Consider the following 15278-nt stretch of genomic DNA (forward strand, 5'->3'; position numbering starts at 1 on the left):
TATCTAAATTTAATATCTTTATCAAAATCGATGAAATTGAGCTTTGGTGTAAAAATAAGATTTCTACTGCTTGTTTTGGGTTGTTGCCTAATCGCAACCTCGATTTCATTAAGTCGATTTACCTCTAAAAATGAATTGTTGGAGCGAGATGCACAGCAACTGCAGGAAAATCTATCAGCCAAAGAAAGAATTGTAGAGAATTTCATATCTGATAAGGAGAAAGTCTTCAGCGCAGAAAACTATCACCTAAATCCAAATGAGGCATTAAGTTTTTTAGAAGCTTATCGTACAAAGGAGGGCATTAATCTTTTAACCTATCAAAATAGCAAACTTAAATTCTGGAGTACATTTAATGTTTCAGATATAGATCCATCGAATATAAAAGAGGGTACTTCTGTTCTTTTCCTTTCTAATGGCTGGTACGAAACCATTAAGAAAACCCATGGAGACTTTAGCTTAATATTCTTAATTGCGATTCAAAATCAATATTCAATAAAAGAAAATCAATACTTCAAAAACGACTTAAATCCACTGCTGTCAAATTCTAAAATGTTAACCTCCGCATCGTTCACCGATAAGGATGTTTACACGATTAAAAGTCTTGATAATAAATTTCTTTTTGGATTAAAAATCAAACCCGGCTATATAGATAAATACTATTCGCCAACCCAGCTGTGGCTATTTATTGCAGGTTTGCTTTGCATTTGTATGTTTTTTAATTCTCTTGCCTCATTGGTTGCAAGAAAAGGGCATATTATGTTGGGTACGCTCTTGTTACTCAGCTTCTTCTTAATATTTCGGTTAACAGATTTGTCTTATGGATGGTTTAATCATCGTTTTATAGTCGATTTATTTGATCCAGTAATCTATGCTGAGAGTTTCTTAATGCCGTCACTAGGCGACTTTTTAATGAATGTTATCGCATTAACTTGGGTATTATTATTTGTTTATAATCACAAAGAACAATACAAATTTGGAGAATGGGTTAAGCAAAATAAGTTTATTGGTATTGTTATTCACATTGCAATGCTGGTATTTATAGGGTTTATTACCGTATTGGCAGATGATGTGTTTTTTGGTTTAATCTACAATTCAAAAATCAATTTCGATATCGTAAACATTCTTAAACTAAGTGGAACAAGCTGGGTAAGTATTGTGATTTTGTGCTTGGTTTGGTTTCAAATTTATTTGGTTACCATTATTTCCACATCGGTAAGTAGGCAGTTAAACGTAAACAATTCTGAAAGGCTCACCATATTCATCATCGGATTTTTGGCTGTTTTTATCTATAAATTGAGCACAGATTTTACAGCCTTTTTTATTGTTTTCGCATTAGTTTTCTTTATAATCGTTCGGAGTGTTTATTTAAAAGAAGTTCGCTTTTCTATAGGCGTACTTGCCATTGTTTTTTTCTGTTTAGCGTTTAATACTTCTATTAAATATATCAAGTACAAAGACATTACAGAAAGGAGTTTACGAGAACCACTTGCCCGTAAAGTACAGTCATCTGACGATCCGAGTGCTATTATCGCTTTAAATGGCTTGGAGAATCAGCTCTTAACGGATAACTTTTTGGTTAAATTTTTTACGGAGAGCGATAGTGGCAAATATGCTGTATTAAAAAACCACATAAAAGATTATTTGGATGGTTATTTAACCCGATATGATTATCAGATTTATCCTTACAATAAGTTAGAAAAATCTATAAATAAGAGCAATTCTCAACCCATAGAAAAATATAAAGATTTGGTAGAAGCCGGATCGGTAAAAATAGATGGATCAAATTATTTTTATCAGGTAAATAATACATTTGGCTATCAGGATTATTTCGGAATCATCCCCGTATTTAGCAAAAATAGTTTACAGGGAACGCTTATTCTGGAGCTTCGATCAAAGCCCTACAACTATAACAATCGCTTGCCAGATTTATTGGGAGATCAAAAATTAATCAAGAATGATGATTTTAAAGGCTACTCGATTGCCCTATATAGCAACAATAAACTGCTTAATCAATCTGGAAATTACACTTACCCTTTAAATGGGAGCATTTTCAAAGGCGTTAAAGATGATTTTGTTAATAGTAGTGATGATGAACTGCACTATAGCCATTTAATTTATAAACCGTCAGACAGTAAGATGGTTGTAATTAGCAAGGAGAAAGTAGGTTATGTAGAGCGTTTGGCTGCGTTATCATTTTTCTTCATTGTATTTATTATATTTTCTTTACTCCTTTACGGTCTTGTTTGGCTAATTAAAAACTTGGATGATGATCGGGTTGGCTGGTTTAGCATCAATAGATCGTTAATGATTAATGCCAATAAGATTTTATATAAAACAAGAATTCAATTATCTATTGTACTTTCTGTTGTTGCCACCCTGCTAATTGTGGGTTGGACAACTTATTATTACATGAATAATGAGTATAGAAGTCAGCAGGATATTTTGATTAAAGACAAAATAAGAAAGGTTCAGCAAAACTTTGAAAAGCAGGTTTTTAACAATGGAATTATATCAAACGATGAAAATTCTGTTGCAGATTTTAACACTTTTGCCGATATAAATAACGCTGATTTAAATCTTTATGATACCCGAGGAGATTTGATGATGACAACCTATCCAAAGCTCTTCAATTTTAAAGTGATTGGGCGGAAAATGGGGCCAATGGCCTACATCTATCTGCACGATTTGCAACGTTCAGAATTTATCAATTCAAAAGAAAAAATAGGTTCTTTAACCTACGCAGCCGCATACGCTCCAATAAGAAATGCGCAGAATAAAACCATCGCTTTCATCAGTTTACCAAACTATTCTAACGAGGAAGAATACAGCGATAAAATTGCACTATTTGTAAGTAATCTAATCAATATTTATGCCCTTGTATTTGTAGCGATTGGGGTATTGGCGGTATTCTTGGCCAATCAAATTACAAGTCCACTAACCTTTATTCAAGAAAGCATTAGTAGAACAAAAATTGGCCAAAGAAACGAGCCGATAGTTTGGAGAAGACATGATGAAATTGGTTCCTTAATTAAGGAATATAACAATATGATTGCGGCTTTGGAAGATAGCGCATTAAAACTAGCACGATCTGAACGTGAAAGTGCATGGCGAGAAATGGCCAAGCAGGTAGCGCATGAGATTAAAAACCCCTTAACACCCTTAAAATTGGGTGTGCAGTTGCTAGAAAAATCATGGAAAGAGAAAGATCCAAATTTCGAAATCAAGTTTAATAAGTTTAGTAAATCATTTATCGAGCAGATTGATAGTCTTTCTAAAATTGCATCAGAATTTTCAAATTTTGCAAAGATGCCGGATACCCGTTTAGAGAAATTGGAGATTTTGCCTATAGTAGAACGTGCCCGCGAAGTTTTTAAAAGTACCGAAAATGTGGAAATTGATATTCTCTACAAAGCCACTTTTACCCTACATATTCTTGCCGATAGTGATCAGTTACTTCGCACTTTTAACAATCTTTTTAAAAATGCAATTGAAGCTATTGATGGAGATTCTAAGTGTTGTATAACAGCAGTTCTTTATAACGATAACGATAATGTTTACATTGAGATTAAAGACAATGGAAAAGGCATAGACCCCGTTTTACACGATAAAATATTTGTTCCAAACTTTACCACAAAAACCTCGGGTACTGGTTTAGGATTGGCCTTTGTGAAACAGGCAACTGAAAACGCAGGTGGAACCATTACTTTTACCTCGGTTATTGGCGTTGGAACCATCTTTTATTTAACGTTTCCATTGGCTTAGTGGAAATTTAAAGGCTATTATTTTAAATCGATTTGCGCTTTGCCCAGCGTACTGCCATCAGCATATAAAATTACGGTATAAATACCTTTTATAAATGGCCTAGGGTTTGCCCAATCGATAACGTAAGTACTTTCGTCATTGTTGTAATTAATGAAGATAGAATGGCTGTACTGCATTTCCTGTCCATCGGCTTCGAAGCGATTGCTTTCATCAGCGAGCAGATTGCCAGCCGGGTCAAAGACTCTTAAATAAATATTATGGTGACCTTTTTCTGCTAGTTCATTAGGCACAATGTTAAAGCGAACGCTTAGTTTTTCTGCGCCAGAAGATTTTGTTACTTCAATTTTTTTACCGCTCGATTTAGTTCTAAAAGCAATAATTTCTGCTGTTTGAAGCTTTAGTGCCGCAGCGGTTTTAACTTTTGCATTTAAGTTAGAATTCTCGTTTTCAAGATTGGAGGCCCTTCCTGTCATGCTTTTTAATGTGCTTTCAAGACTATCGCGACTGTTTTTCAAAAAAATATTATCGCGTTGTAATTGAAGGATTTGCTCGTTATAGTTTTTTACAAAAACTTTTAACTCATTAATTTGAGTGTATGCTTTATCCAATTCGCCTTGCGTAATTTGACCTTTTTCTAAAGAAACTTTGAGCTCGGCAATTTTTTCTCGTGCAAGCTTTTGCTCCGATTCTAACTTCTCTCCAAGATCAAGATTCAATGCGTTTACCTTATCTAGCTCAACCTCAATCTTTTCAACTTCTAGGCGCAACTTGTCTTTTTCGGTACTTACTGTAACAAACTTTTGGCTCTGCTGTCGATCTTTAAAAAATAGGAATGCGTTGGTTCCTATTAAGGCTACAATAACAATAACTAGAAAGTAAATTTTGTTTCTATCGCCCTTATTAACGTTTTGTGGTTCCATTTTTAATAATGCTGTATCTTCTCAAATTAATATAATTTTGGATTTCCATAGGTAAATGGTGGCACACAATTTATTTTTAAATAGGGATGCAAATTAAAATTTTTAACAAAAATTATATGACTTTTTAAAAAAAATCGTTTACTTGCTAATGTTCAATTTGTATTCAAATGAACACAAACACACATCCTGAATAAAAAACAAGACAGAAATAATGCTTAAAAACTTTCTATACGCACTTTTAACTTTAATTGTAATACCTTTTATATTAAATGCTCAAGCATTATCAAAAATTGCACCAAAAAGAGAGTTTAGAGGCGTTTGGGTGGCCACTGTTACCAATATTGATTGGCCATCTAGACCGGGGTTAAGCGTAGATCAGCAAAAACAAGAACTTATTGGAATTCTGGAAAGACATAAAAGCCAAGGGATGAATGCCATTATTTTACAAGTTAGACCAGCGGCCGATGCCTTTTATGCAAAATCTCGCGAACCTTGGAGCCAATGGTTAATGGGCAAGCAAGGCTTGGCACCCGCACCCGGATATGACCCTTTAGCTTTTGCAATTAAAGAAGCTCACTTTAGAGGAATGGAATTACATGCATGGTTTAATCCATATCGAGCCAGCATGGGTTCTAGCACAGTTTTTAGTGCCGATCACGTTACTAAAAAACATCCTGAATGGTTTTTTAATTACGGAGGAAAGAAACAATTTGATCCGGGAATACCTGAAGTAAGAGAATATATTGTGCAAGTAATACTAGATGTTGTTAAGGAATACGATGTAGATGGGATTCATTTTGATGATTATTTCTATCCCTATCCATTAGAAGGACAAAAAATTAATGATGGCGATACCTTTTATAAAAACCCAAACAACTTTTCGGATATTAAAGATTGGCGGAGAAACAATGTCGATTTACTAATCAAGGAGCTGGACGATAGCATTCATCACTACAAAAAATATGTAAAGTTCGGAATCAGTCCATTTGGAATTTGGCGCAACAAATACGAGGATCCTGAGGGTTCTGCCAGTAGTGGTCTTTCTAATTATGCCGAATTATACGCCGATAGTCGGAAATGGGTTAAGCAGGGTTGGGTAGATTATATTAATCCTCAGGTTTATTTTACTTTTAGCAGAAGAGTTGCACCTTATGCAACCTTGGTAGATTGGTGGAGCAATAATAGTTATGGGCGGCATGTTTATATCGGTCAGGGGGCTTATTTAGTAAATTCGAGAGCTGAAATGGCTTGGAAAAATCCTTCAGAAATTCCAAACCAGATTAGATATTTGAGAGAAAGTAATCGAATTCAAGGAAGTGTTTTCTTCTCTTCAAAATCGTTAAGTACAGTAGCCCGAGCAGTTGGCGATTCTTTAAAAACCGATTTATACAAATATCCGGCATTGCCTCCACAAATGCCATGGCTGGATGAAGTTCCACCGAATCAGCCACAAGCTTTAACAGCCGATGCTTTGAAAGATGGTGTTCATTTAAAATGGCAACTTCCAACAAAAGCCAAAGATGGAGAAACCGCATCGGGCTTTGTGGTTTATAGATTTGGTGAGGGTGAAAAAATCTCAATTTTAGATCCTAAAAACATCGTTAAAATCAGTTTCGAAGATTACGTTACTTTTATTGATACTGGCGTAGAAAGCGGAAAGCGTTATAGTTATTTAGTAACGGCACTAGATCGTTTAAAAAATGAAAGCGAACCTAGCGGACCAGTTGGCGTAGAAGTTCCATTAGCAAAAGAATAGCTGAAATCTAGACCAGTTTCTGATTAGGGAAAATAATTTTGTAAAATTAATGCAACCGATTGCAATTTTATAAAATTAACCTTACTTTAGTCATACCAAATATTAGAACTTTATGTTCAGATTCGTGTATGCAAGATAAAGAGATTACAATTTACGATTTAGCGGAGAGATTAAATATTTCGGCAACCACTGTAAGTAGAGGGCTGCAAGATCATCCTGCAATTAATAAAAAAACAAAAAAGAGAATTTTTGATCTTGCCACCGAACTTGGATACCGCTCCAATAAGTTCGCAAGCAACCTCCGTAAGCAAAAAACAAATACTATTGGGGTTATCGTTCCGCGGTTAAATAGTCTTTTCATGTCTTCAGTTTTATCGGGGATAGAAAAGATAGTTAATAATGCCGGTTATAATTTAATTATCAGTCAATCTTTTGAGCAAGAGGCAAAAGAGAAAACAAATACGACAACCATGTTTAACAGCCGAGTTGATGGGTTAATTGTTTCATTGGCTTCGGATACGCAGGATTTTAGCCATTTCGATACTTTTATAAAAAAGAATATCCCAGTTATATTTTTCGATCGGATTGCAGAAAGTATTCAATCTACCAAAGTATTGATTGATAATTTTAAAGCAGGATATAAAGCAACCGAGCATTTAATTGAGCAAGGCTGCAAGGAAATTCTTCACATCACTGGAAATACAGCTAGGAATGTTTACATGGATAGGTTTGAAGGCTATAAAAAAGCGTTATCAGATCATAACATTCCGTATGACCCAACTTTATTTATCTCTAATGATTTAACCGAGCAGGCCGTTCAAGATTCTTTGTTAAATGATGTTTTAAAACGAGATAAATTACCAGACGGTTTATTTATCACGAACGATTCATCGGCAGCATTTGCCCTAACCATTTTGAAAGAAGCGGGTTTAAAAGTACCCGAAGATATCGCCATTGTTGGCTTTAATAATGATCTAATTTCGAAAGTTACAGAGCCAGCCATTACAACTATAAATTACCCAGGAAATGAAATGGGAGAGAATATCGCCCGAATTTTAATCAATCATTTAGATGGTGAAGGAGATTTAAGCTTTACCAGTACAGTAATTTTAAATACTGAACTGATTGTAAGGGCTTCATCTCAAAGAAAAAAATAATAACAAAGCATGAGCAAGAAAATAGCCATTGTAACCGGTGGCGGAGCAGGATTGGGTTTGGCCATCAGCAGAAAATTAGTACAGGAAGGCATTCATGTAATCATGATTGGTCGAAATGAAGAAAAACTGAAAAGTGCCGTTAACGAATTTGGATTATTGAGCAGTTACAAAGCTTTTGATCTTCAGAACTTGAAAGGCATTCCTAGCTTAATTGAGGAAATTATTGAAGAGTTTGGTCAAATTGATATTCTGGTTAACAATGCAGGCATCAATATGAAAAAACCTTTTATAGAGGTTACGGATGAAGATTTTGCAAGTGTGATTCAAACTAATTTATCATCGGTTTTTGCTATAAGCAGAGAAGTGGTTAAGAAAATGATTGAAGCAAAAAGCGGAAGCATTGTAAATATAAGTTCGATGGCTGCGCAATATGGGATTCCAAAAGTAATTGCGTATTCGGCGGCCAAAACTGGTGTAGAAGGAATGACAAGGGCAATGGCAACGGAACTTTCTCCATTAGGAATTAGAATAAATTGTGTAGCACCAGGCTTTATTAAAACCGACATGTCTGCCAAGGCATTAGATGCTGATCCTGAAAGAAAGAACAAAGTTTTTTCGAGAACACCCATGGGTAAAATGGGCGATCCGGACGATGTGGCGGAAGCCGTGTATTTCTTTTGTTCGGCAGGAGCAAAATATGTTACAGGCGTGGTAATGCCTGTAGATGGAGGAAATTCTATCGGATTTTAAACAAATAAAGAGGTAAATATAAAGCCTTTTTGACTAATAGAGCATAACCAAATATTATGAGTAGGAATTTCAAATTTGCAAAAATTACTAAATCAAGATGGATCTGTTTATCCATGATGTTAATTTTTAGTTCGTGCAAATCTCAACAAACCATCACCAATTATGCTTCGGATCATCGCGGGTTAAAAGATTTTTATAAAGCCTATTTCCCAATTGGTGTGGCCGTTGGCCTCAAAAATTTATCGGGAGATGAAGCACAGCTGATTAAGAAACAGTTTAATAGTATAACTGCAGAAAACGCGATGAAAATGGGAAGTCTTCAACCCAAAGAGGGGCAATTTTATTGGAAAGATGCAGACTCCATCGTAAACTTTGCAGTTAAAAATGGAATCAAAATTCGTGGACATAACCTGTGTTGGCATGAACAAACGCCCGATTGGATTTTTACTGGAAAAGATGGGAAGGAAGTTTCAAAAACCGTTTTATTGCAACGTTTAAAAGATCATATTACAGCAGTTGTAAGTAGATATAAGGGAAAAATTTATGCTTGGGATGTGGTTAACGAGGCAATTGATGATGATCCAAATCAGTTTATGCGGAAATCTAAGTGGTACCAAATCTGTGGCGACGAATTTATTGTAAAAGCATTCGAATATGCACATGAAGCTGATCCAAATGCAAAACTTTATTACAATGATTACAACACCGAACGCCCAGAAAAAAGAGAGCGCATTTATAAATTTTTAAAAAGCTTAAAAGATCGAGGCGTGCCGATTGATGGAATTGGTTTACAGGCACATTGGTCGTTACAAGAACCTACTGAAAACGAACTCCGCACCGCAATCGAACGCTACTCATCGCTTGGATTAAAAATTCAATTTACCGAAGTGGATATGTCAATTTATCCTTGGGAGAAAGATAAAAGAGACCGAAAACCGAACGAATCAGATCAGTTTACTACAGAATTAGCGCAAAAACAAGCAACGCAATATGCAATGGTTTTCAGGGTATTTAGAGAGTATAAAAGCGTAATTACCAATGTTACTTTCTGGAATATTTCTGATAAGCACACTTGGTTAGATGAATATCCGGTAATGGGCAGAAAAAATTATCCCCTGCTTTTTGATGTAAATCTTCAGCCAAAAAAAGCGTATTGGGAAGTAATCAATTTTAAAAAGAAATGAAATTGAGACCTTAAATTTTAAACCCATCAAAATTATACTTTCATGAAAAAGCTCCTTTTATTCGTTGTTCTGGTTATCTTAAAATCTACCTGTTTTGCTTCAGTAACTGATCCATTTGTTTCTAAAACATATACTACAGGAAGTTTTTCGATTGTAAATAACGGAAAGGCAACTTCCATATTGGTGGGTGAAAATGATTAGACCGGTGTAAATAGGGCGGTAAAAAATCTACAGACCGATATAGAAAAAGTTTCGGGAATTAATCCTGCTTTACTCACGAAGAAAGCATCTGGAATGCTCATTATAATTGGCACAATTGGCAAAAGCGATATCATTAATGAGCTGATTGAAAGTCATAAAATTGATGTTGCAGGCATTGCTGGTAAATGGGAAAGTACATTAATAGAGGTAGTAAAAAACCCGATGCCAGGCGTAGATTCTGCATTGGTTATTGCCGGGAGCGACAAACGCGGAACCATTTACGGCATTTACGAACTGTCTTCCCAAATTGGTGTTTCTCCCTGGTATTATTGGGCAGATGTTCCTGTTAAAAAAAGCAATGCGCTATTCGCCATTGGTGGTAGACACATTATTTCTTCGCCTGCGGTAAAATATAGAGGAATCTTTTTAAATGATGAAGCACCTGCATTATCGGGCTGGAGTAAAAAAGAATTCGGTGGCTTTAATCATAAATTTTACGAAAAGGTTTTCGAGCTTATTCTCCGCCTAAAAGGCAATTACTTATGGCCAGCCATGTGGGGCAGTGCATTTAATGATGATGATAAAATGAATCCGGTTTTGGCCGATGAATATGGAGTTGTAATCGGAACATCGCACCACGAGCCTCTAAGCAGAGCGCATGATGAATGGAAAAGATATAAAGGTGGCAAGTGGAATTACGATCAAAATCATGAACAGTTAAGGGCCTTTTGGGAGAGTGGTATGAAACGCATTGCCGATAAGGAACAGATTATTACGGTTGGTATGCGTGGTGATGGAGACGAGCCAATGACGGAAGGAACGGCAACTGCCTTACTTGAAAAAATTGTTAAAGATCAACGGGAGATTATTGAAAAAGTAACCCAAAAACCAGCCTCGCAAACGCCACAGCTTTGGGCGCTTTATAAGGAAGTTCAGGCCTATTACGATAAAGGCATGCGTGTGCCCGATGATGTAACGCTTTTGCTTTGTGATGATAACTGGGGCAATATTAGAAAACTTCCAAAACTTAATGAATCGCCTCGAACTGGCGGTTATGGTATTTACTATCACTTTGACTACGTAGGCGATCCTCGTAATTATAAGTGGATTAATACCAACCCCATTCAAAAAGTTTGGGAACAAATGAACCTGGCTTACGAGTACAACGCGAATGAAATTTGGATTGTAAATGTGGGCGATTTAAAGCCAATGGAGTTTCCAATTTCGTTTTTTCTGGATTATGCTTGGGCTCCTGATGCTATTCCTGCAGAAAAACTTAAAGCTTATACCACCGATTGGGTTACAAAACAATTTGGAGCACAGTATGCAGAAGAAATTGCTGATATTCTAGATTTTTATCCGAAATACAATGGGCGAATTAAACCCGAGTTGCTGAACGAAAACACGTATAGTTTAATCAACTACAATGAGTTTGAGACTGTAGTTTCGGATTATAAAAAGCTAGAAACTATAACCAAATTTATTTACAACAACATTCCTACAGATCAAAAAGATGCTTTCTACCAGCTTGTGCTTCATCCGGTTGAGGCGAGCGCTAATTTGTACGAGCTTTATTATACCGTTGCCAAAAATAAACTTTACGCCAAACAGGGTCGTTTTGGAACAAATGTTTTGGTTGATAAAGTAGATAGTTTGTACAAAAGAGATTCGGAGATTACCAATTATTACAATAAAACGATAGCTGGTGGAAAGTGGGATCATATGATGGATCAAACTCATATCGGTTATACCTACTGGCAACAACCAGAAAAAAATTCGATCCCCGAAACACAAATTATTACGTTTACTGGCGATTTTAATAAAGCCAAAATGGGTTTGGCAATTGAGGGAAGCGATTCTTCTTGGACAGGCAAAGAAAAGGTAAACTTTGCCCTTCCAACTTTTGATTATTACAGCAACAAACCGCATTATATCGATCTGTTTAATAAAACCAAAGGATCATTCACTTATCAAATTAAAGCGCCAGCCTACGTAATTTCTAGCGAGCCAAACGGAGCAATAAATAGTGAAAAGAGAATTTTCATAACCATAGATTGGGCGAAGGCACCGAAGGGAATATCGCAAACCATAATTGCAGTTTCTGGAAATGATGGATCAAAAATGTTAATCCCATTAACTTTAAATAATTCCCGATTTGCAGACGAGAAAATTAATGCTTTTTTACCCCAAGCAGGGTATCTCTCAATAGAGGCCCAAAATTATACCAAAGCAGTTGGGAGTCGACCAATTTTTTGGAAAACCATTCCGAATTATGGGAAAACTTTAGGTGGGGTTGCTCCCGTTCCGGTAACGGCTCCAATTCAAAAATTAGATGTAAGTACTCCGCATTTGGAATACGACATCTATTTAAATGAATCTGGAACATTTAAGCTGAATACTTTTATATCTCCAACAATCGATTTTACAAATAGTGATGGACTAAAATTTGCTGTTTCTGTTGATGAAGAAGCACCAATAATTGTAAATATTAGTACAGATTATAAAACAGAAAATGCCTGGCGTCAATCGGTTGCTGATAATATTAAGATCTTTAAAACACCATTAAAATTTGATAGGCCAGGTAAACATACCATTAAATACTGGATGGTAAACCCTGGTGTGGTATTGCAAAAACTGGTGCTGGATCTTGGCGGATTAAAACCAAGTTTTCTTGGTCCACCAGAAACTTTTGTAAGCAAAATAAAACAACCTTAACCATTTATAAACCTGAAAATAAGACAATGAATAATTTTAAAAAATTATCTGGGCTGGCGCTCATGATGGCAATGGCCGCGACTAGCGCCTGTCAGCAAAACACTAAAAAACCTGCAACAGAAACTGGTGATACGACGAAAAATTCAAAATATTTATCTCAGCCATTAATTTCGAATATTTACACCGCTGATCCTTCTGCGCATGTTTTTAATGGAAAAATTTACATCTATCCATCTCACGATATTGAAGCGGGAATAAAAGAAAACGATAACGGCGATCATTTTGATATGCGAGACTATCACATTTTAAGTATGGATAGCATTGGTGGAAAAGTTACCGATAATGGTGTTGCACTTAGCGTAAAAGACATTCCCTGGGCGGGCAGACAGCTTTGGGCGCCAGATGTTGCCTTTAAAAATGGAACTTACTACTTGTATTTCCCTGTTAAAGATAAAAATGATGTTTTTAAAATCGGCGTAGCAACAGCAAAAACTCCAACAGGGCCATTTAAAGCAGAAGCAAAACCCATTGAAGGCAGTTTTAGTATAGATCCTGCCGTATTTACAGATACCGATGGGAGCACTTATATGTATTATGGCGGCATTTGGGGCGGTCAGCTTCAACGCTGGAATAATGGAAAATATGACGCCAATGGCTCTAAAACTGATTCGGGAAAAGAAAATGAGCCTGCATTAACCGCTAAAGTTGCAAAGCTGAGTAAAGATATGCTGAGTTTTGATGGTACGGTAAAAGACGTTGTAATTTTAGATGCTGCAGGGAAACCGCTTTTAACCAAAGATCATGATAGACGGTTTTTTGAGGGCGCTTGGATGCACAAATACAATAGCAAATATTACTTTACTTATTCTACAGGCGATACTCATTTCTTGGCCTCGGCAATTGGCGATAAACCTTATGGACCTTTTACCTATCAAGGCACTTTTATGAATCCTGTTGAAGGCTGGACAACCCACCATTCTATAGTAGAAATTAAAGGCAAATGGTACATTTTCTATCACGATACGCAGCTCTCGGGCAAAACCCATCTTCGAAATGTTAAGGTTGCTGAGTTAACACACAAAGCTGATGGAACTATTGCACTGATAGAGCCAATGAAAAAATAATCTAACGAACAAGTCTTAAATGACTTTTAAACCTCATAGGTTTTAAAAACCTACGAGGTTTGTATGGTAAATGTAGAAGTGTAAAAATTTAGTCGGATAAGCGAATGTTAGCTATTTTTTGACAACTTGCAATTTTTACAACCCATTAGATGAGAACTGACCTAGCCAATGAGCTGACCACCAAGCCGCACTATCCCATATTAGATGGCCTTCGCGGTGTCGCAGCTATAATCGTTGTAACATTTCATTTGGCTGAACCGTTAGCCACAGGTCATTTAGATATCCTTGTTAATCACGGTTATTTGGCTGTAGATTTCTTCTTTTTATTATCGGGCTTCGTGATGGGCTACGCCTACGATGATCGTTGGTCTAAAATGACAGTCGGCAATTTTTTTAAACGACGGATTGTACGTCTTCAACCGATGGTAGTTTTGGGAATGACTTTGGGAGCTATCGGATTCTACTATACAGATTCAACAATATGGCCTCTAATTCACACTATTCCGATTTGGAAAATGCTGTTGGTAATGTTAATCGGCTATACAATTTTGCCCATACCATTATCGCTTGATATCCGTGGATGGCAAGAAATGCACCCCCTAAATAGCGTGGGTTGGTCTTTGTTTTTTGAATATATTGCCAACATTCTATACGCGGTCTGGATCAGGAAATTTTCCAATATGGCATTGGGGATCTTAGTCGTTATCGCAGCTATTGCACTCACACACTTGGCAATTACAAATGGAGATTTAAGCGGTGGTTGGACACTCAATGTAGAACAGGTTCGCATTGGGCTAACTCGTACCATGTACCCTTTCTTTGCAGGCCTGTTACTTTCTCGCATAGCCAAGCCAACTAAAATTAAAAATGCCTTTTTATGGTGTAGCCTTTTAGTCGCTCTTGTACTTTATATGCCACGCATTGGCGGAGCTGAGCATCTTTGGATGAACGGGATCTTTGAATCTGTATGTATTATCATCGTTTTTCCGCTTATCGTTTATCTTGGCGCTAGTGGGGTAATTCAAACTCAAAGAGAGCGCAAGATCTGCAAATTTTTAGGCGATATATCTTATCCACTTTACCTAGTACATTATCCATTAGTTTATTTTTATGTTGCTTGGATCAGTAACAACAAAGGTATAACAATTGCACAGGCTTGGCCTTATGCGTTACTCGTTTTATTAGGTGGGATTGTGTTGGCTTATGCCTCACTGAAATGGTACGATGAGCCGGTTCGCAAATGGTTGAGGAAAAGATTTGCATAGTTGCAATTTTTTATGCCTTTCAAAGTCCTTCCCACTTGTTTAAAATATCTTCTTCAAACCTCGTAGGTTTTAAAAACCCACGAGGTTTTTTATTCATATACTTTTTGCCGAGTAAATTATAGTATTTAAGACTCACCTATAAACCGCATCATCTCCTTTATAATCAAGCCATTTAAAACTTGCTGAATTAGTAGATGGAACGCCTGACGAGGTTGCGTACATGGCGAATAGAGAACCAATAAATCCACCTGCCACCTGCGTACTCAAAAATTTCCCATCAACTTTATCTTTTAACAATTTCCAGTTATTAGGAGTATTTCCGTAAGAAAAACTATAATCTTCCTTGTTTGCTGTGATTTGTAAATAAAGTGCATATACCAATAAATTTGACCCCCTTTCGCCAATTTTAAATTGACCCCCAGAGTTGTTGCTTGAAAAAAGCAG

11 protein-coding genes are annotated in these 15278 nt (G+C 36.4%); 9 read left to right on the forward strand and 2 right to left on the reverse strand.

Going from position 1 to position 15278, the window contains the following annotated elements:
* Window positions 1–30: 30 nt before the first annotated feature.
* Window positions 31–3762, forward strand: coding sequence for a sensor histidine kinase (locus tag H7U22_RS10005; RefSeq protein ID WP_187071218.1), 3732 nt, complete (start codon window positions 31–33; stop codon window positions 3760–3762).
* A 17-nt stretch (window positions 3763–3779) separates the two neighbouring features.
* Here the strand turns inward: H7U22_RS10005 and H7U22_RS10010 are convergent, their stop codons facing one another.
* Window positions 3780–4682 carry a hypothetical protein gene (locus H7U22_RS10010; RefSeq protein ID WP_187071219.1) on the reverse strand — a complete coding sequence of 301 codons (903 nt, stop codon included), beginning with the start codon at window positions 4680–4682 and terminating at the stop codon, window positions 3780–3782.
* 211 nt (window positions 4683–4893) lie between these two features.
* Between H7U22_RS10010 and H7U22_RS10015 the strand changes: the two genes are divergently transcribed.
* The 8 genes from H7U22_RS10015 to H7U22_RS10045 all read left to right on the forward strand — a co-directional run bounded on the left by H7U22_RS10015 (window position 4894) and on the right by H7U22_RS10045 (window position 14834).
* A complete protein-coding gene (locus H7U22_RS10015) occupies window positions 4894–6438 on the forward strand; it encodes a glycoside hydrolase family 10 protein (protein WP_187071220.1) in 1545 nt (514 codons plus the stop codon).
* Window positions 6439–6566: 128 nt separating this feature from the next.
* Complete coding sequence (locus H7U22_RS10020; RefSeq protein WP_187071221.1) at window positions 6567–7595, forward strand: LacI family DNA-binding transcriptional regulator; 1029 nt, start codon at window positions 6567–6569, stop codon at window positions 7593–7595.
* A gap of 9 nt (window positions 7596–7604) precedes the next feature.
* Complete coding sequence (locus H7U22_RS10025) at window positions 7605–8345, forward strand: SDR family NAD(P)-dependent oxidoreductase (RefSeq protein WP_187071222.1); 741 nt, start codon at window positions 7605–7607, stop codon at window positions 8343–8345.
* A 56-nt stretch (window positions 8346–8401) separates the two neighbouring features.
* The gene (locus H7U22_RS10030; protein ID WP_248284712.1) at window positions 8402–9529 is read left to right on the forward strand and encodes an endo-1,4-beta-xylanase; all 1128 of its coding nucleotides are present in this window, start codon (window positions 8402–8404) and stop codon (window positions 9527–9529) included.
* 42 nt (window positions 9530–9571) lie between these two features.
* On the forward strand, window positions 9572–9730 hold the full coding sequence (locus H7U22_RS23055; protein WP_248284713.1) for a hypothetical protein: 159 nt from the start codon (window positions 9572–9574) through the stop codon (window positions 9728–9730).
* A gap of 93 nt (window positions 9731–9823) precedes the next feature.
* Entirely contained in the window at window positions 9824–12445 is a 2622-nt protein-coding gene (locus tag H7U22_RS10035) for a glycosyl hydrolase 115 family protein (protein ID WP_248284714.1), read from the forward strand.
* 26 nt (window positions 12446–12471) lie between these two features.
* On the forward strand, window positions 12472–13569 hold the full coding sequence (locus tag H7U22_RS10040; RefSeq protein ID WP_187071223.1) for a glycoside hydrolase family 43 protein: 1098 nt from the start codon (window positions 12472–12474) through the stop codon (window positions 13567–13569).
* Window positions 13570–13718: 149 nt separating this feature from the next.
* Window positions 13719–14834 carry an acyltransferase family protein gene (locus tag H7U22_RS10045; protein WP_187071224.1) on the forward strand — a complete coding sequence of 372 codons (1116 nt, stop codon included), beginning with the start codon at window positions 13719–13721 and terminating at the stop codon, window positions 14832–14834.
* A gap of 132 nt (window positions 14835–14966) precedes the next feature.
* Here the strand turns inward: H7U22_RS10045 and H7U22_RS10050 are convergent.
* On the reverse strand, window positions 14967–15278 hold a 312-nt coding region (locus H7U22_RS10050), incomplete at its 5' end, for a beta-xylosidase family glycoside hydrolase (RefSeq protein ID WP_449581788.1).

The organism is Pedobacter fastidiosus (assembly GCF_014306625.1).
Classification (GTDB): domain Bacteria; phylum Bacteroidota; class Bacteroidia; order Sphingobacteriales; family Sphingobacteriaceae; genus Pedobacter; species Pedobacter fastidiosus.

What these genes read in the sequence shown, in the direction of transcription:
- H7U22_RS10005 (WP_187071218.1), top strand. Translation starts at nt 31, where the DNA reads ATGAAATTGAGCTTTGGTGTAAAAATAAGATTTCTACTGCTTGTTTTG.
- H7U22_RS23055 (WP_248284713.1), top strand. Translation starts at nt 9,572, where the DNA reads ATGAAAAAGCTCCTTTTATTCGTTGTTCTGGTTATCTTAAAATCTACC.
- H7U22_RS10010 (WP_187071219.1), bottom strand. Translation starts at nt 4,682, where the DNA reads ATGGAACCACAAAACGTTAATAAGGGCGATAGAAACAAAATTTACTTT.
- H7U22_RS10035 (WP_248284714.1), top strand. Translation starts at nt 9,824, where the DNA reads ATGCTCATTATAATTGGCACAATTGGCAAAAGCGATATCATTAATGAG.
- H7U22_RS10025 (WP_187071222.1), top strand. Translation starts at nt 7,605, where the DNA reads ATGAGCAAGAAAATAGCCATTGTAACCGGTGGCGGAGCAGGATTGGGT.
- H7U22_RS10045 (WP_187071224.1), top strand. Translation starts at nt 13,719, where the DNA reads ATGAGAACTGACCTAGCCAATGAGCTGACCACCAAGCCGCACTATCCC.
- H7U22_RS10020 (WP_187071221.1), top strand. Translation starts at nt 6,567, where the DNA reads ATGCAAGATAAAGAGATTACAATTTACGATTTAGCGGAGAGATTAAAT.
- H7U22_RS10030 (WP_248284712.1), top strand. Translation starts at nt 8,402, where the DNA reads ATGAGTAGGAATTTCAAATTTGCAAAAATTACTAAATCAAGATGGATC.
- H7U22_RS10015 (WP_187071220.1), top strand. Translation starts at nt 4,894, where the DNA reads ATGCTTAAAAACTTTCTATACGCACTTTTAACTTTAATTGTAATACCT.
- H7U22_RS10040 (WP_187071223.1), top strand. Translation starts at nt 12,472, where the DNA reads ATGAATAATTTTAAAAAATTATCTGGGCTGGCGCTCATGATGGCAATG.